This is a genomic window from Arthrobacter sp. BB-1 (assembly GCF_006151685.1).
GTDB lineage: Bacteria > Actinomycetota > Actinomycetes > Actinomycetales > Micrococcaceae > Arthrobacter.
The window spans coordinates 247,982-264,811 of record NZ_VDEV01000012.1; the positions used below are offsets into that span (position 1 = coordinate 247,982).

Below are 16,830 nucleotides of genomic sequence, written 5' to 3' on the forward strand. Positions count from 1 at the left end.
GCTAGCCGTTCATGATCTCGCCGCGGCGGGTCATGTACTCCTCCACGGAAAGTTCCCCGTTGCTGTACTTCTCATCGAGTTCGGCAAGCTTGCGTGCGCGGTAGCCCTGGGGGGCCGACGGCGGCGGGGGAGTTGCAGGTGCTGCGGGCTGCTGCGGGGCTTCTTCGCGGGGCCCTTGCTGGGTGTTGCCCGGGTGGGGCTGCCCGTACGGCGGAAACTGCTGGTCCATCGGCGGGACGGGCTGTACGGGCGGCAGGGGCTGGCCTGGGTGGAGCGGCGCGGGGCGGTCAAGCTGGCGGAATCCGCCGCTGAAGTAGTCCTGCTGGGTGAAGCCGTCCCGGGGCTGCTTGTTCTGCGGGCCGTTGGAGCCGGGGAAGATTCCGCCGCCCGGGAACTGTTCGGGGTACCGTCCGGTGAAGCTTTGCTCCTGGTCCCGGCGGGCTACGGACTTCCGGTACATCCGCATGGCCATCGGGATCAGGAATGACAAAATGATGATCCAGAAAAACAAGTTGCTCACGGTGCCGTGCCTCTCATGTGTGTCCTTCCAGCTTAGCCCCGTACTGCACACGGACGGCCGGAAGCCCGATGAAGGCGCCGTACCGGTCCACGGCTTCCTGGACCGCCGCCGCCAAGGGTGAACCCGGAGCGTCAGCGGAACCGTGGAGCCGGATATCCAGTTCGCACCTGTCGGGGAGCAGGGTATGACGCCAGGACCCAGCCAGGCGCCCGTCCAGCAAGACCACGTGCATCGGTTGGCCTTGGAAAGGGAACGCCGGGGCGCCGCCGCCCATGTAGTGTCTGGTGGCGGAGTAGCCCATGATGTATTCGTCGTAGCACTGGACCAGGTCCACCCGCGGGCCGGCTTCCGATGCAGTGCCGCCGGCCGGGCGGGCAGCGGCGCCGGCACCGGGATCCCCGGCACTGGAATCGCCAGCACCGTAATAGTGCACGACGCCGTCAATCGCCATTTCGGCGAGGGTGGCCGGCTCTGCCGCCAAGGTGAGTTTCAGGCCTTGCCGGACGTCCGCCATGGTCATTCCCGACCAGTCCGCGCAGTCCCTAACGGTGGCGGGGCCGCGGCTGGCGAAGTAGCGGCGGACAAGTTCAGCCAACGCTTCCGCGCGGGTCGGCCCCGTCCGCGGTCCGGCCGGAACCCGTTCGTCAAAGAGTGCGTACGTCTGCTTCAGGGCACCGCCCGCGCTGCGCACCGGCGTGCCGCTCACCAGGACGCCGCTGATTTCAGCGTGCATCACCAGGTAGGCAAGCTCCAGGCCCTTCGCCGCGAACCCGGCCTCCCGAAGTTTTTCCGCGAGGGCTTCCCGTGGAAGGTGGTGACCGTCCGCGACGGCCCTGGCCAGGACCTGCGCGCTCAGGGCGGCTGTTGCCGCGTCAATGCCGGTGCGCCGGTACGTTAAGGAATTGGCCTGCTCAAGCCGGGGCGCCGAGAGCGCCATGAGCCAGCGGAGATCGTCCCGGTGCACAAAGTGCCAGGTGGGCCTCAGGATGTGGGTCCGCAATATCCGGCCGTTGGCCACTGCCTCCTCAATGTCCGCGGCGGTAACTGCCGGCGCAATGGAACGGGACACACGCTGTGCCAGGCTCCACCTCGCGTAGGGAAACTCCTGCGCCTGCACGGCCAGCAGGCGCCGCAGCGCTGCCTCCGCCGAGGCGGCGGCGGGTTCCCGGAGCATTTGCGCGTGAAGCCGCAGCCGCACTGCCGCATCCCGTCCCATACGCTCCGGTTCCCTACCCATGGCCAGTCCAGTCCGTTCACTGCTTGCGCTGCACGCTGTCCTGTCCCGGAAGCCGGACCCGCGCTAGCGGCGGGCAGCCTCGGCGGTGCCCAGCGGACCCTCGCCAGATCCCAACGGAACACCCGGCCCGAAGACGGGACCCGGCGTCGGCCGTTTGGCCGTGATGCCGTCACCGGAGGACTGGTTGCGCAGCCGCCGCAGCACCCACGGCACAAAGTACTGCCGGGCCCACACCAGGTCGCCCGAGCGCGCCTCCCGCCACGTCCGGGGCGGAAACGGCTTGGGTTGCAGGGGTTCCAGCGTGTGCTCAACGTTCAGTGAGTCCAGCACCATGGCGGCGATCGTGTGGTGGCCCAGGGGGGAGAAGTGCAGCCGGTCCTGGTCCCACATCTGGGGATCGCCGAGCTGGCGCAGGGACCACATGTCAGCGATCACGGCGTCGTGCCGGGCCGCGACGGTCCGCAGGTTTTCGTTGTAGATGGCCACCTTGCTGCGGATCCTGCCGAGCACGGAAGTGCCGGTGTCCGGGCCGTTGAACAGCACCACGGTTGCACCGCCCATGGCCAGGATCTGGACTACGGAGTCGAGCTTCTCAGCGAGGACGTCAGGGTCCCCGCCAGGACGCAGGAGATCGTTGCCGCCGGCGGAGAGGGTGACAAGATCCGGTTTCAACGCAAGGCACGGTGCCAGCTGCTGGTCCACGATCTGCTGCAGCAGCCTGCCGCGTACTGCGAGATTGGCATAGGCGAAGTCCGGCTGGGTCCTGCCCAGTTCCTCCGCCACCCGGTCAGCCCAGCCGCGGAACCCGCCCGGGCTTGAGGGTTCGGGGTCGCCGATGCCCTCGGTGAAGGAATCGCCCATCGCCACGTAGCGGGTCCAGGGGTGGGATCCGGAATGCGCGGGCGGGGTCTGGATGGCACTTGCTTCAGTCACGGTCCCTATCCTGCCTTTCGCCTCTCTGGCTACGCGAACGTAGGTTGTTACCTCGAAGTAACTGGTAAGAATGGAAACCATGACTGAAGCTGAAGTATTTCCTGCCCCTGTTGTTTTGTGGTCCCATCCAGAGGACCAGCGCGACGGCAAGCCGCTGCTGGTGCTGCTGCACGGTTACGGGGCCAACGAGCAGGACCTGCTCAGCCTGGCTGACCTGCTGCCGGGGGACTTCGCCGTCGCCTCCGTCCGGGCGCCGATCGCCATGGGCCCGGGGTTCACCTGGTTCCCGCTCACCGCGTCCATCGACTACTCACTGGAACGGGTCAAGGCGGCCTCGTCCTATGTGCTGGACTGGATCGACGCCATCCGGGTGGGTCACCCCTCCGTGACGCTGCTCGGCTTCTCCATGGGCATGGCCATGGCCACCACGCTCCTGCGGCAGCGGCCCACGGACTTCGCCGCCGTCGTCGGACTCTCAGGTTTTGTGGTGGATGCCGGCGACGATCCCAGCTTCAGGGATGCCGAGCTGGACGGGACCATTCCCATGTTCTGGGGCCGCGACCAGCAGGATCCAGTGATCACCCCGGACAAGATCGAATACACCATGGGCTGGGTCCGGAAGCACGTCAAGCTCACCAAGGTGCTGTACACGGGTATGTGGCACGGGATCAACCAGCAGGAGATCGGGCACGTGGGCGAATTCCTCACCCACGAGGTCCTCAAGAAGTAGGACGTACGACGGCGGGCGGCGGCCTGGGTGGCCGGGCCGCTGCGGCGTCAGGCTGCGGGCGCCACCACGCGCACAGTCTGCCCGTTCACCGTCACGGTGTCCCCGTTGTGCAGCTGTCGGCCGCGGCGGTCGTCGATCTCACCGTTGACCTTCACGAGCCCGTTCTTGATGAGCTCAGCCGCTTCCACTCCGTCCTCCACGAGGTTGGCGAGCTTCAGGAGCTGGCCGAGGCGGATCATGCTGTCGCGGATGGTGATCTCTTCAACATTGCTCATAGAAGCAATGATGCCTGACGTAAAGTGGATTCAATGACCCCCAGCCCCCGCCTGCCGCTGCTCGCAGGCCTTCCACTGGCGGTGGGCGCGGGCCTCGCCATTCCTGTGCAGGGCCGCATCAACGGGGCCCTCGGAACGCGCCTCAACGACGGCATCGCTGCCGCGGTGGTGAGTTTCAGCACGGGCCTCGCCCTCATGATCCTTATCTCGCTGGTCCTTCCCCGGGGTCGGGCCGGCCTGGCCCGGATCCTGCCCGCAGTCCGCAGCAGGGCTTTTCCGCCGGTGTATGTCCTTGCCGGCGGCATCGGTGCGCTCTTTGTCTTCGCCCAGTCCTTCACGGTGGGCATCCTTGGCGTTGCGCTGTTTACGGTCGCCACGGTCACCGGGCAGACAGTCAGCGGGCTGCTGGTGGACCGGCTGGGCATCGGACCGGCCGGCCGGAAGCCCGTCACCGGCATCCGCGTCATCGGCTGCCTGCTGACCATCGCCGCCGTTGCCTGGGCCGTGTCTCCCCGGTTCGCGGGGTCGGCGGCGGTGGCTTCCGACGGCGGCGCAGGGCCGGGCGGCGGGGCAGCGTCGCTGCTGGTCCCGCTCCTGCTGCCCGTTGCCGCAGGATTCCTGATGAGCTTCCAGCAGGCAATGAATGGCACAGCCACCGTCCACTACGGCACGCCGATCGCCGCGACCCTGGTCAACTTCGTGGCCGGTTCCGCCGTGCTGTGGATCGCCTACGCCATCAAAGTCTCGGTGGCCGGATGGGGCAACCCGCTGCCGGGGGAGTGGTGGTACTACGTGGGCGGTCCCATGGGCTGCGTCTTCATAGGCCTGGGCGCACTGCTGGTCCGCAGCCTGGGCGTCCTGGTGACCGGGCTGGGCATGATCGCCGGGCAATTGCTGGGCTCGCTCGCCCTGGATGTGGTGCTGCCGGCCCCGGGAACCGTGGTGGCGCCGGCCACGGTGCTGGGCACCATCCTTACCCTTGCCGCCATCATCCTTGCCACCCTGCCATGGCCCCGGGGCGCGCTGCGCCGGTAACATCCGGGTGTTACCGCGGCAACATCCGGCTGCCTGTCCCGGTAACGTCCGGGCAGGCTGCGGCAAACATCCGGCCGCCTGCCCGGGTAACACCCGGCCAGGCAGCGGCCGGTAGGCTAGGACACGCAGCTTTTCGCATTTTTCCTTCATCCGCCCCGCCTGTAAGCCACCGGCACCCCGCCGCTGGCTCGGGCAGGGCCTGAAACCCGCGGACCGCACCCAGCGGCCCTGTAGAAATTGGAGTTACCCCCATGGCAGCAAAATCCGTTCTCGACCAGGTCATTTCCCTCTCCAAGCGCAGGGGATTCGTGTTCCAGGCCGGTGAGATCTACGGAGGTTCGCGCTCTGCCTGGGACTACGGGCCCCTCGGCGCCGAGCTGAAGGAAAACATCAAGCGCCAGTGGTGGCAGTCCATGGTCCGCGGCCGCGAGGACGTGGTGGGCCTGGACTCCTCGGTCATCCTGCCCCGGCAGGTCTGGGAAGCCTCCGGACACGTTGAGGTCTTCTCCGACCCCCTGGTGGAGTGCCTCTCCTGCCACAAGCGCTACCGCGCCGACCACCTCGAGGAAGAGTACGAGGAAAAGAAGGGCCGCCCGGCAGAGAACGGCCTGAAGGACATCGCCTGCGCCAACTGCGGAACCCGCGGTGAATGGACGGAGCCGCAGGAGTTCTCCGGCCTGCTCAAGACCTACCTGGGTCCGGTTGCCAGCGAAGAGGGCCTGCACTACCTGCGCCCCGAGACGGCACAGGGCATCTTCGTGAACTTCAACAACGTCCTCACGACCTCGCGGAAGAAGCCGCCGTTCGGCATCGGCCAGATCGGCAAGTCCTTCCGCAACGAGATCACCCCGGGCAACTTCATCTTCCGCACCCGCGAGTTCGAGCAGATGGAGATGGAATTCTTCGTGGAGCCCGGCACGGATGAGGAATGGCACAAGTACTGGATGAACGAGCGCATGGCCTGGTACACCGGCCTGGGCATCCGCGAGGAGAACCTGCGCTTCTTCGAGCACCCGCTGGAGAAGCTGAGCCACTACTCCAAGGGCACCACGGACATCGAGTACCGCTTCGGCTTCCAGGGCTCAGAGTGGGGCGAGCTGGAAGGCATCGCCAACCGCACCGACTTCGACCTCTCCACCCACTCGAAGGCTTCAGGCCAGGACCTGAGCTACTTCAACCAGGCCACCAACGAGCGCTACACCCCGTACGTGATCGAGCCCGCCGCAGGCCTGACCCGCTCCTTCATGGCCTTCCTGGTGGACGCCTACACCGAGGACGAGGCCCCCAACGCCAAGGGTGGCGTCGATGTCCGTACCGTCCTGAAGCTGGATCCGCGCCTGGCCCCGGTCAAGGCCGCCGTGCTTCCGCTGAGCCGCAACGAGGACCTGTCCCCGAAGGCCAAGGACCTGGGCGCGCAGCTGCGCAAGAACTGGAACATCGACTTCGACGACGCCGGCGCCATTGGCCGCCGCTACCGCCGCCAGGACGAAATCGGCACCCCGTTCTGCATCACCGTGGACTTCGACACCCTTGAGGACCAGGCAGTGACCATCCGCGAGCGGGACACCATGAGCCAGGAACGCGTTTCCCTGGACAAGGTGGAGGGCTACCTGGCCGCACGCCTGATCGGCGCCTAGCCATGGCCATCGAATACCGCGAGTGGCGCGAAGGCGACGACCTCGCCCTGCTGGAGATCTGGGGCGACCCGGAGACCCAGCAGGCCCGGCAGTTCCGGGGCGCGTTGACGCTCTCCTCTGACGGGGGCGGGGGCACGCCCTGGCGCCGCTGCATCGTGGCCGAGGACGTGATTGACGGCGTTGGCATCCCCGTGGCGGCGGGCGTGGTGTACGAGGCCTCGCTGCACCCCGAACGGCTCTGGGCCTACATCGAGGTGGCACGGGACCACCGGCGCTCCGGCATCGGTGCCACCCTCCTGACCATGCTGCGCCGCGAAGCCGGCCAGTCGCCGTCGGGCGTGTCCAGGCTCCGCGCCAAAGTGGAGCCGGGCACCCCGGGTGCCGCTTTCGCCGAGGCATTCGAGCTTGGGCCCATCCAGCGTTCGCGGCTGGTGGTCATAGAGCCGGGAGCCCTGCGGCTGCCGGTGTTTCCTGCGGATGACGACGGCGGCAGGCCGGCCAACGATGAGAACGCCGGCTCCGACGTGGTGATGGAGCTGGCAACCGGGTCCGTTGAGCTGACGGACGTTGTGGGCAGGTACTACACCTCCATCCACGGCTGGGACTCGCCCGGCGTGCTGTCCATGGGGCAGGTGCAGAAGCTGTTCCTGGACGACCTCACCGGGGCCCACGGCGCCATCGTGCTGCGCGCACGGCCCGAGTCGGCCTTCGGTGCCGGCGTTGCGCCAACCAAAAAAGGCCGGATCCGTGCCTTCGCGGTTAGCTACGCGGCGCCGGCACACCCGGACGCGGCACCAGGTGCGGAGGGCGCAGAGGCTCCCACCGACGTGTTCGTCGGCCACGAACCCGCCCTCGCCGCGGATGATGCTGCCGAGGCGGTCCGCGACATGCTCGCGCTGATCGCCTACCAGCACCCGGTGATGCTCGAACTGGACGACTCCATGACGGCCCTCCGTGCCGCCGTCGAACCCCTGCTGGAAAGCGGCAAGGCGCGGCTGGCCGGCCCGGAAACCCTCATCGTCTCGGACTAGCCCCGCCAATCCCAACCAGGTAGCGCCAAGTGTCGTTTTGGGGCCCCAAAACGGCACTTGGCGCTACCCAGTTGGGGAGGTTGGTGCGGGTATTTAGGACCGGGGGATTACAGGGTCACTTGGACGGCTGATTCCGGGAGCAGCCGGGCGAAGCCCTCGGGCAGGGCGACGTCGGCGCCGGTGCTTTCGGCGAAAGCCTTCATCACAAACCCCGTAGTGAGCGTCTGCCACAGCCCGATCTTGCGGAGCATGAAGTGGCCTGCCCCCTTGAGCGCAACGTACTGCATGCTGGCGGCGTTGGCCGAAGCGCGCCGGGCGAACAACAGCGACGCCGAGGGGCTGGTCCACCTGTCCTTGGTCCCATGCACGATCAGCACCTTGCGGCCTGAAACGGCGGAGACGGGAGTTCCCGGGTTGAGCCAGGGAGCAAGCGCGACGACGGCCTCCACCCCGGGCTGGTCCGCGGCGCAGACGGCGGTGAGCCCGCCCATGGAATGGCCCACCAGGAAGACCGGCAGGCCCGGGTGCTGCTCCTGGATTTGGCCAAGTGCCCAGCGGGCGTCCTGCAGCGGGGTCATCTCCGAGCCGTTCCAGCCGCGGACGCTGTTGCGCAGGGACCACACAGCCAGGCCGTGCTTCCGGCCGGCCCGGTGCAGGTGCCGTGCGAAGGGCACCATCCTCGCCGGACTCAGGTGCCTGGCCTCCACAGGCTCGCGGCTCTGCGACTTGCCGCCGTGCAGCACCAGGGCAATACCACGGGTGGGAGCCGCCGGCTGAAGGACGCTGAGCACTGCCTGCCGGGCAGCCGCGGGTGCACCCGCGTGGCGGGATCCGCCGTTTTCCTCAGTACTGCTGCTAACCATGCCCGGTACCTCCCAGTCCCCAAAGATCCATTTATCAACCCTACGGTGACGGACGTAGAGTTCAATGTATGAGGTTCTACTGCTGATGGGGTCCGGTCACTCCCACGCTTCCACAGGCCATTCGGAACCGACGCCGGAAGCGATGGCCGCCCGTCGAAAAGCCAACCGCATCCTGGCGGCGGTGCTCATCCCCCTGACGCTGCTCACCCTCGCGGGAATGGCGATGCTTTGGCCCTCGGGCAGCAAGGAAGGCATCTCCCTGGCCAACCCCTACTCCGCGGCCCCCGGCGTCACCTTCGACACCGGCACCATCCAAAGCGTGGTGGTGGAAAACTGCATGCAGGGCGCGTCGCAGCAGGGTCAGAGCCAACAGGGTCAAAGCCAGCAGGGCTCGGGCGGGCAGGCCCAAGGCCAGCAGTCCCAGCAGGGATCGGACTGCACCTTCGCCTTCACCGAGCCGGACAAGGGCGGAAGCCCGGTCAAAGTGGTCATCAACCCGGACGTCGCAAAGTCCCATGGGGTGAAGCCCGGCGACCAGATCCGGTACCTGAACCTGTCCAACGCCCAGGGCGCCTCGGCCTCCCAGGGTTCGCCGGCCTTCATCTTCGTGGACTTCGTCCGCACCCTGCCGATCGTCCTGCTCGCACTGCTGTATGCGGCGGTGGTGATCGCGGTGGCCCGCTGGCGGGGCCTGCGCGCCCTGATCGGTCTGGTGGGCGCCTACTTCGTGCTGGCCAGCTTTATGCTTCCGGGGCTGGTGGAGGGGAAGCCGCCGCTGCTGCTGGCCCTGGTGGGATCCACGGTGATCATGATCGGGGTCCTGTACTTTGCCCACGGCTTCTCGGCGCGGACTTCCACCGCGCTGCTGGGCACCATGTTCGGGCTGGGGATCACGGCGCTCCTGGCCGCCTGGGCCACGGGCGCGGCGAACCTCGCCGGGGTGGGCAACCACGACGCCACCACCCTGGTGAACACCTCTGCCAACATTTCCATCTCCGGCGTCATCCTGTGCGGGCTCATCATCTCCGGGCTGGGCGTCCTCAACGATGTGACCATCACGCAGTCCTCCGCCGTCTGGGAACTCTACGAGCTGGCACCGGGCAGCAGTGCCCGGAAGCTGTTTACCTCGGCCATGCGGATCGGCCGCGACCACATCGCCTCCACCGTGTACACCATCGCCTTCGCGTACGCCGGCGCAGCCCTGCCCATCCTGATCATCGTGATGCTGTACGACCGCCCGCTCGCTGACACGCTCACCAGCGCGGAACTGTCAGAGGAAGTCATCCGTACCCTGGTGGGTTCCATCGGCCTGGTGCTGGCCATCCCCGTCACCACGCTGATCGCGGTCCTGGTGGTCAAAGCCACCGGCGTCCGGCCGGGAGCCGGTCAACCGGCCGTGCCTGCCGCCCCTGCCGTGGCAGCGGACGGGCCAGGCTGGACGCCGGCAGGCGCAGCCACCGGCAGCACGGGACACAACATCGTGGATGACGTCGACGACACCGGCGCCCTCGCAGCCGCCGCGCTGGAGGGGCGCTCCCGGCGGTCGGCTGCAGGGGAGGACGGCGGGCTGCCCACGCGGCGGGGCCGCCGGGCGGACCGGGGCTGACCGGGGGCAGACCGGTTCCGCACCAGCGCGGATTCCCGATTTGCCCGGCTTTGCAACAATAGACAGGTGACTGTTGCAGCAACTACTCCCGCCCCCAAGCTGGAACTCCCGCCCCTGAAGCTGGGTCCCATCACCGTGGACACGCCGGTGATCCTGGCACCCATGGCCGGGATCACCAACTCGGCGTTTCGCCGTTTGTGCCGGGAGTACGGCGGCGGCATGTACGTGGCAGAGATGGTCACCTCCCGCGCGCTGGTGGAGCGGACCCCTGAGTCCCTGCGGATCATTTCCCACGACGACGACGAAAAAGTCCGGTCCGTCCAGCTGTACGGGGTGGACCCGGTGACAGTAGGCGCCGCTGTGCGCATGCTCGTCGAGGAGAACCGCGCGGACCATATCGACCTCAACTTCGGCTGCCCCGTTCCCAAAGTCACCCGCCGGGGCGGCGGCTCGGCCCTGCCCTGGAAGATCGACCTCTTTACCTCGATCGTCCAGACCGCCGTCAAGGAAGCTTCCAAGGGCAATGTCCCGCTGACCATCAAGATGCGCAAGGGCATCGACGACGACCACCTCACGTACCTCGACGCCGGCCGCATTGCGCGCGATGCCGGCGTTGCCGCCGTCGCCCTCCACGGCAGGACGGCCGCGCAGTTCTACTCGGGACAGGCCGACTGGTCCGCCATCGCCCGCCTCCGCGAGGCGCTGCCGGATATCCCGGTGCTGGGCAACGGCGATATCTGGTCCGCGGAGGACGCGGTCCGGATGGTCCGCGAAACCGGCGTTGACGGGGTGGTGGTGGGCCGCGGCTGCCAGGGCAGGCCGTGGCTTTTCGGTGACCTGCAGGCAGCGTTCGAGGGAAGCGACACCCGGCACAGGCCCAACCTGGGCCAGGTTGCCCAGGGCGTCTACCGGCACGCGGAGCTGATGGTGGAGACCTTCGGCGATGAAGGCAAGGCGCTGCGGGAAATCCGCAAGCACATTGCCTGGTACTTCAAGGGTTACGTGGTGGGCGGCGAACTCCGCACGCGGATGGCGCTGGTCAACAGCCTCGAGGAACTGAGCGCCGCCCTGGCCGAGCTCGACGTCGACTCGCCCTACCCGGGCGGTGACGCGGAAGGTCCCCGCGGCCGCGCCGGGTCACCGAAGAAGCCCGCGCTGCCGAAGGACTGGCTGGAATCCCGGGCCCTTAATGCTGACCAGTCGCGGGACATTTCCGCGGCGGAACTGGACGTTTCCGGTGGCTGAGACCCGCACTGCCGCCCCGGTCCTGCCGGGGTATGACACGCACGATTCCGCCCGCTGGGTGGAGGAGCCGCCCAAGAACGTCTACCGCTCCGATTTTGAGCGGGACCGCGCCCGGGTGCTGCACTCCTCCGCGCTCCGCCGCCTTGGTGCCAAGACCCAGGTGGTGGCGCCGGACACGGACGACTTTGTCCGCACCCGCCTGACCCACAGCCTTGAGGTCGCGCAGGTGGGCCGGGAACTGGGACGGTCCCTGGGCTGCGACCCGGATGTCGTGGACACCGCCTGCCTCAGCCACGACCTCGGGCACCCGCCGTTCGGGCACAACGGCGAATCGGCCCTCAATGAGGTGGCCCACGCCATCGGCGGATTCGAGGGCAATGCCCAGACCCTGCGGCTGCTGACCCGGCTGGAACCCAAGGTGCTGACCCCGGACGGGCAGCCGGCGGGGTTGAACCTCACCCGCGCCAGCCTGGACGCGGCGGCAAAATACCCGTGGTCCGCGCTTGAAGCTCCGGTGATCCACGGCCAGCGGACCAGCAAGTTCGGAGCGTACGAGGACGACCTCCCCATCTTCAACTGGCTCCGGGAGGGCGCCCCCGAACGCCGGTCCTGCCTGGAAGCCCAGGTCATGGACCTGGCCGATGACATCTCCTACTCGGTGCACGACGTCGAGGACGCGATCGTGGCCGGGCATTTCCAGCTGCGCTGGATGGACAACCCGGACCACCGCGCGCGCGTGGTGGGGTACGCCAAACAGTGGTACCTCCCGCACAATGATCCCGCCGCCATCGATGCCGCCCTGGCCCGGCTCGAGGCCACGGACGTCTGGGTCCGCGAGGCGGACGGCAGCCGCAAATCCATGGCTGCCCTGAAGAACATGACGAGCCAGCTGATCGGCCGGTTTTGCCAAAGTGCCCTGGAAACCACCCGCGCGGTTTACGGCCCGGAAAACCTCACCCGGTACAACGCCGAGCTGATGGTTCCGGACGAGACCGTCATGGAAATCGCCGTCATGAAGGGCCTGGCCACCACCTTCGTTATGACCACCGAGCACCGCCAACCCATCTACGAGCGCCAGCGCGAGGTGCTCCACGCCCTGGTCACGGCGCTCAGCGCCACGGGTGACCGGCACCTGGAGCCGATGTTTGCCGCCGACTGGCGGGACGCACCCGACGACGGCGCACGCCTCCGCGTGGTGATCGACCAGGTGGCCTCGCTGACCGACGGCTCCGCCCTGGCCATGTACGAACGCCTGGTGGGGAGCCTTCCGTCCCTGTGGTGACCCCGGTAACGTCCCCAACTTCAATGTCGTATCCGGGCACTAGGATGGCTCTGTGCCCGGGCTGATCAAACGCGAAGATATCGACGAAGTCCGCCAGCGCACGGACATCAAGGAAGTGGTTGACGGCTACGTCACGCTCAAGGGCGCCGGGCTTGGCACCTTCAAGGGCCTGTGCCCCTTCCACGACGAACGTTCCCCCTCCTTCACCGTCCGGCCGCAGGTTGGCCGCTACCACTGCTTCGGCTGCGGCGAGGACGGCGACGTCATCGCGTTCGTGCAGAAACAGGACCACAGCTCCTTCCAGGAAGCCGTCGAAAAGCTGGCAGCCCGGATCGGCTACGAGCTGCGGTACGAGGACGGCGGCACGGGCCCCAACCGTGAGGAAGTGGGCCGGCGGCAGCGGCTGCTGGATGCCCACAAGATCGCCGACGAGTTCTTCCGCGCCCAGCTCCTGACGCCGGGAGCCGCCGAGGGAAGGACTTTCCTGCACGGCCGTGGCTTCGACCGCGCCGCCGCGGAACACTTCGGAGTTGGCTATGCCCCGCAGGGCTGGGATGCCCTGCTCAAGCACCTCCGGGGCCGCGGCTTCACGGACGCCGAGCTCAAACTGACGGGCATGTTCTCCGAAGGCAACCGGGGCATCTACGACCGGTTCCGCGGCCGCCTCATCTGGCCCATCAAGGACATCGCCGGGGACACCATCGGCTTCGGCGCACGCAAGCTCTACGAGGACGACCAAGGCCCCAAGTACCTCAATACGCCCGAAACCACCCTGTACAAGAAGTCCCAGGTGCTTTACGGGATCGACCTCGCCAAACGCAGCATCGCCAAGGACCGCCAGCTGGTGGTGGTGGAGGGCTATACCGACGTGATGGCGTGCCACCTTGCGGGAATTACGACGGCGGTGGCCACCTGCGGCACCGCGTTCGGCACCGAGCACATCAAGATCGCCCGCCGCCTGCTGTCCGACGACGGCACCGGGGGAGAGGTCGTCTTCACCTTCGACGGCGACGCCGCAGGGCAGAAGGCCGCACTGCGCGCCTTCGAGGAGGACCAGCGGTTCACCGCCCAGACGTACGTGGCCGTGGAGCCCTCCGGCGCCGATCCCTGCGACCTGCGCCAAAGCAGGGGCGACGAAGCCGTGCACGCCCTGGTCCAGTCCCGCCGGCCGCTGTTCGAGTTTGCCATCCGCACCACCCTGAAGCAGTTCAACCTGGACACGGTGGAGGGCCGGGTACAGGGGCTGAAGGCCTCCGTCCCAGTGGTGGCGGCCATCCGCGACGCGTCCACCCGGACAGGCTACTGCCAGGCGCTGACCGGCTGGCTGGGCATGCCCGACCCCAACGAGGTGCTGCGGCTGGTCAACGCCGAAGTGAAAAACGCCGCGAAGCGCGGCGACCCGGGCGGGGCTCCCGGCCCCGCCGCGCGGACTACCGCAAGCACCGCCCCACCCGGCGGACCCGGTGTTGCTGCAGGGCCGCCGTCGGGCGCCGTTCCTTCCTACCACCGGCCGGACCCCCGGGACCCGGTGGCGTCCATGGAGCGGCAGGCGCTCGAGGTGGCACTGCAGGAACCGTCGCTTCTTGCCGGCGGGATCTGGGAGCGTTTCTCGGCCGCCCGGTTCGTCACGCCTGCCTTCCAGGCCGTCCACGACGCCATGCGTGCCACGGACCCCGCCCTGACCGGGGACCCCGTCCGGTGGGTGGAGCAGGTGATGCACGAGGTCCCCGAACCGCTGCGGCCCCTGGTGTCCGAACTGGCCGTGGTGCCGTTGCCCGCGAGCACAGAGGAAGCCGTCCGGAAGTATTGCCGCGACATCCTGTCACGGCTGTTCGAGCTTCAGATCACGCGCGTCAAGGCGGACAAGATGGGCCAGCTTCAGCGGCTTGACCCTGCAGCGGACCCCGAAACGTACCAGCGACTCAACCGGGAACTGATGATGCTGGAAATGGAACGCCGCTCGCTTCGGGCGGAAACGTAGCCCTGGCACCCCGGCCGCTTGCTCGATTTCGTTTCCAGCGCGGGTCTTTGCTAGGCTAATACCCGCTTCATTCCTCCTTAGCTCAATTGGCAGAGCATTCGACTGTTAATCGAAGGGTTGCTGGTTCAAGTCCAGCAGGAGGAGCGCACAATCCCCGTTCCGGACCTCCGGAACGGGGATTTTTTATGCCCCGGGACGCGGTCCCGGGCGGGCGGCAACGCCGATTTCACATTGGCCGGAAACCTTTGCTAATGTCATACCTGCTTCATTCCTCCTTAGCTCAATTGGCAGAGCATTCGACTGTTAATCGAAGGGTTGCTGGTTCAAGTCCAGCAGGAGGAGCCAGCCGAAAAATCCCCGTTCCTCCTGTGGAGGGACGGGGATTTTTGTCGTCCTAGACGAAGTCCATTTCCACCTGCAGGAAGCGTTCCGCTTCGGCAATGGCGGCAATGAACGCCTCCTGCTCGGTAGGTGACTTCCGTGGCTGCCGCGGGTTCCACTCATGGGGTGCCGAGTGGATCCGGACGAAGCCGGTGTCCGGCGGGGCGTAAAAGATCCCGAAGCGCTGCACGGGCCATTCGGGGGAGGTTTCCGGGGCCACCAACAGCGCCGCCTTGAAGGCCGGGTTGTACCACTGGGCGATGGGACGGCGGCGGTCCTCAGTGAACAGGCCCGCGGCGTAGAGGGCCGCAGACTGGCTGCCGCTCTGGGCGCACAACCGGTCCCACCACAGTGGCAGTATCCGGTTATCGCACCGTTGCCACGTGGCCGGAAGCGGGGGTTGATCCTGCCAGTTGGGCACGGACAACATTTTATCGCGGCAGCGGGGTTCGGCGGCAGATGCCGGGCCCCGGCGAATCCCCCGGATTCGGCGCACAGCCGGTGGCTCCGGGTGCGGAAAGGCTACGGACGGTTCCAGGGCCCGGGGTTGACGCGGTACAGCAGGGCGGATCCGGCCACCATCCCCAGCACAATGCCCATGGCGGGATTCCCCAGCGCGCGGCCGGCGAAATAGCCTGCGACGGCGCCAAGCACCGCCCCGAGGAACAGTCCCCGGGGGTTGCGGTGCGGCTTTCGTCCGGCGTTCTTCATGGCGTCAGTGGATCGATGGAACGGTGCGCGGCCGCACCACCAGCCATAGCGCCGCGATGGCCAGCAGGATGCACACCGCCTGCACCGCACCCATGGGAGCGGCACTGGTGATGCCCAGCCAGCCAACCACGGGGGAGATGAGGCCGGCCATCATGAAGGTTGAGAACCCCAGCAGGGAGGCAGCAGTGCCCGCCTGGGCAGCATGGCCGGCCAGGGCGAGCACCTGCACGCAGGGGAACATAAAGCCCGTCCCCATGATGTAGAACCACAGCGGAACCATGACTCCCCAGAGGCCAAACCCCAGCTGGTCGAACACCACGATCAGCATGGCCATCACGAACATCCAGGCGGTGGCACCGGCGAGGATCCACTGCGGCGGCACCCGCCGGATGAGGCGGGAACTCGTTTGGATTCCGGCCACGATGCCCAGTGAATTGATGCCAAAGAGCAGGCCGTACTGCTGGGGCGAGAAGCCAAAGATGTCCTGGAACAGGAACGGCGAGGCCGAAAGATACGTGAACAGCCCCCCGAAGTTCAGGCCGGCCACCAGCAGCAGCCCAACAAAGACGCGGTCTCCGAAAAGGATCCGGTAACGCTGGCGGACAGTCATGCCGCCCTGCCGGCGGTTTTCCGGCGGAAGAGTCTCGCGCACCAGGAACAGCGAGGCGATGATCACCAGGGTGCCGTAGGCGGCAAGGAATACGAAGATCCCGGGCCACGGCATCACCAGGAGCAGTTGCGAGCCGATCACGGGTGCCAGGATCGGCGCCAGGCCGTTGACCAAGGACATGCGGGAAAACATCTTGACCATCGCGTAGCCGGAGAACAGATCCCGGACCATGGCCATGGCCACCACACCGCCGCCGGCAGCCCCGACGCCCATGAGGACCCGGAAAATGCCGAGGGCGGTGATGTCCGCGGACAGGGCGGCCCCCAAGGACGCCGCGATGTGCAGCGCCGTGGCCAGGATGAGGGGCGTCCTGCGGCCGAACTTGTCGCTGAACGGGCCCACCACGAGCTGGCCGATCGCAAAGCCAACGGTGGTCCCCGCCAGGGTCAGCTGGACCTGCGCCTCGGTCACCCCCAGGCTCGCCTCCAGGGCGGGGAACGCAGGCAGGTAGAGGTCGATCGTGAACGGGCCCAGTGCCGTCAGGGCGCCGAGGAGGAGGATGTACAGGAGTTTCCGGCGACGGCTTAGCAGGTCGCCCGGATTGCTGGGGATGGTCACGGAGATCAATCCTAGGCCCGCAGAGACTAACTTTGCAGCGTTGTAGGTACTGCCGCCCGGCAAGCCCCGAAGTTCGTCCTTAACCTGAATGATAGTTTTGGTGCGGGGACTGTGCGGCTGCACTTTCCCGCAGCA

The 16,830-nt window shown here is 67.4% G+C and carries 16 protein-coding genes and 2 tRNA genes; 10 read left to right on the forward strand and 8 right to left on the reverse strand.

From position 1 onward, the window contains the following. Position 1: 1 nt before the first annotated feature. The 3 genes from FHJ30_RS07285 to FHJ30_RS07295 form a co-directional block, all read right to left on the reverse strand. On the reverse strand, positions 2-520 hold the full coding sequence (locus FHJ30_RS07285; RefSeq protein WP_139028639.1) for a hypothetical protein: 519 nt from the start codon (positions 518-520) through the stop codon (positions 2-4). 13 nt (positions 521-533) lie between these two features. Next, on the reverse strand, positions 534-1,736 hold the full coding sequence (locus tag FHJ30_RS07290; RefSeq protein WP_139028790.1) for a winged helix DNA-binding domain-containing protein: 1,203 nt from the start codon (positions 1,734-1,736) through the stop codon (positions 534-536). 84 nt (positions 1,737-1,820) lie between these two features. Then, positions 1,821-2,690, reverse strand: coding sequence for an SGNH/GDSL hydrolase family protein (locus FHJ30_RS07295; RefSeq protein ID WP_139028640.1), 870 nt, complete (start codon positions 2,688-2,690; stop codon positions 1,821-1,823). A gap of 79 nt (positions 2,691-2,769) precedes the next feature. Here FHJ30_RS07295 and FHJ30_RS07300 point away from each other — a divergent pair, with 79 nt between their 5' ends. Beyond that, a complete protein-coding gene (locus FHJ30_RS07300) occupies positions 2,770-3,420 on the forward strand; it encodes an alpha/beta hydrolase (RefSeq protein ID WP_139028642.1) in 651 nt (216 codons plus the stop codon). 47 nt (positions 3,421-3,467) lie between these two features. Here FHJ30_RS07300 and FHJ30_RS07305 read toward each other — a convergent pair whose 3' ends face one another. Further along, a complete protein-coding gene (locus FHJ30_RS07305; RefSeq protein ID WP_139028643.1) occupies positions 3,468-3,695 on the reverse strand; it encodes an RNA-binding S4 domain-containing protein in 228 nt (75 codons plus the stop codon). Positions 3,696-3,728: 33 nt separating this feature from the next. On the opposite strand from FHJ30_RS07305, the gene FHJ30_RS07310 reads away from it, so the two are divergent. The 3 genes from FHJ30_RS07310 (at position 3,729) to FHJ30_RS07320 (ending at position 7,398) form a co-directional block, all read left to right on the forward strand. After that, positions 3,729-4,730 carry a DMT family transporter gene (locus FHJ30_RS07310; RefSeq protein WP_139028644.1) on the forward strand — a complete coding sequence of 334 codons (1,002 nt, stop codon included), beginning with the start codon at positions 3,729-3,731 and terminating at the stop codon, positions 4,728-4,730. A 251-nt stretch (positions 4,731-4,981) separates the two neighbouring features. After that, positions 4,982-6,367 carry a glycine--tRNA ligase gene (locus FHJ30_RS07315; RefSeq protein ID WP_139028646.1) on the forward strand — a complete coding sequence of 462 codons (1,386 nt, stop codon included), beginning with the start codon at positions 4,982-4,984 and terminating at the stop codon, positions 6,365-6,367. Between the two features lie 2 nt (positions 6,368-6,369). After that, on the forward strand, positions 6,370-7,398 hold the full coding sequence (locus FHJ30_RS07320) for a GNAT family N-acetyltransferase (protein WP_139028647.1): 1,029 nt from the start codon (positions 6,370-6,372) through the stop codon (positions 7,396-7,398). A gap of 107 nt (positions 7,399-7,505) precedes the next feature. Here the strand turns inward: FHJ30_RS07320 and FHJ30_RS07325 are convergent, their stop codons facing one another. Beyond that, entirely contained in the window at positions 7,506-8,261 is a 756-nt protein-coding gene (locus tag FHJ30_RS07325) for an alpha/beta hydrolase (RefSeq protein ID WP_139028648.1), read from the reverse strand. Positions 8,262-8,403: 142 nt separating this feature from the next. On the opposite strand from FHJ30_RS07325, the gene FHJ30_RS07330 reads away from it, so the two are divergent. The 6 genes from FHJ30_RS07330 to FHJ30_RS07355 all read left to right on the forward strand — a co-directional run bounded on the left by FHJ30_RS07330 (position 8,404) and on the right by FHJ30_RS07355 (position 14,720). Next, a complete protein-coding gene (locus tag FHJ30_RS07330; protein ID WP_139028791.1) occupies positions 8,404-9,867 on the forward strand; it encodes a YibE/F family protein in 1,464 nt (487 codons plus the stop codon). Positions 9,868-9,933: 66 nt separating this feature from the next. After that, positions 9,934-11,112, forward strand: coding sequence for a tRNA dihydrouridine synthase DusB (gene dusB, locus FHJ30_RS07335; RefSeq protein ID WP_139028649.1), 1,179 nt, complete (start codon positions 9,934-9,936; stop codon positions 11,110-11,112). Continuing rightward, positions 11,105-12,394, forward strand: coding sequence for a deoxyguanosinetriphosphate triphosphohydrolase (locus tag FHJ30_RS07340; RefSeq protein ID WP_139028650.1), 1,290 nt, complete (start codon positions 11,105-11,107; stop codon positions 12,392-12,394). Before dusB ends, FHJ30_RS07340 begins: the two co-directional genes overlap by 8 nt. A gap of 52 nt (positions 12,395-12,446) precedes the next feature. Then, positions 12,447-14,375, forward strand: a complete 1,929-nt coding sequence (gene dnaG, locus FHJ30_RS07345) for a DNA primase (RefSeq protein ID WP_139028651.1) — start codon at positions 12,447-12,449, stop codon at positions 14,373-14,375. Positions 14,376-14,446: 71 nt separating this feature from the next. Beyond that, a tRNA-Asn gene (locus FHJ30_RS07350) sits at positions 14,447-14,519 on the forward strand. A 125-nt stretch (positions 14,520-14,644) separates the two neighbouring features. Continuing rightward, positions 14,645-14,720 (forward strand) — tRNA-Asn (locus tag FHJ30_RS07355). A gap of 49 nt (positions 14,721-14,769) precedes the next feature. Here the strand turns inward: FHJ30_RS07355 and FHJ30_RS07360 are convergent. The 3 genes from FHJ30_RS07360 to FHJ30_RS07370 form a co-directional block, all read right to left on the reverse strand. Next, positions 14,770-15,177, reverse strand: coding sequence for a hypothetical protein (locus FHJ30_RS07360; protein ID WP_139028652.1), 408 nt, complete (start codon positions 15,175-15,177; stop codon positions 14,770-14,772). 101 nt (positions 15,178-15,278) lie between these two features. After that, entirely contained in the window at positions 15,279-15,467 is a 189-nt protein-coding gene (locus FHJ30_RS07365; RefSeq protein ID WP_139028653.1) for a hypothetical protein, read from the reverse strand. A gap of 4 nt (positions 15,468-15,471) precedes the next feature. Beyond that, a complete protein-coding gene (locus FHJ30_RS07370) occupies positions 15,472-16,695 on the reverse strand; it encodes a multidrug effflux MFS transporter (RefSeq protein WP_228405652.1) in 1,224 nt (407 codons plus the stop codon). Between the last annotated feature and the right edge of the window lie 135 nt (positions 16,696-16,830).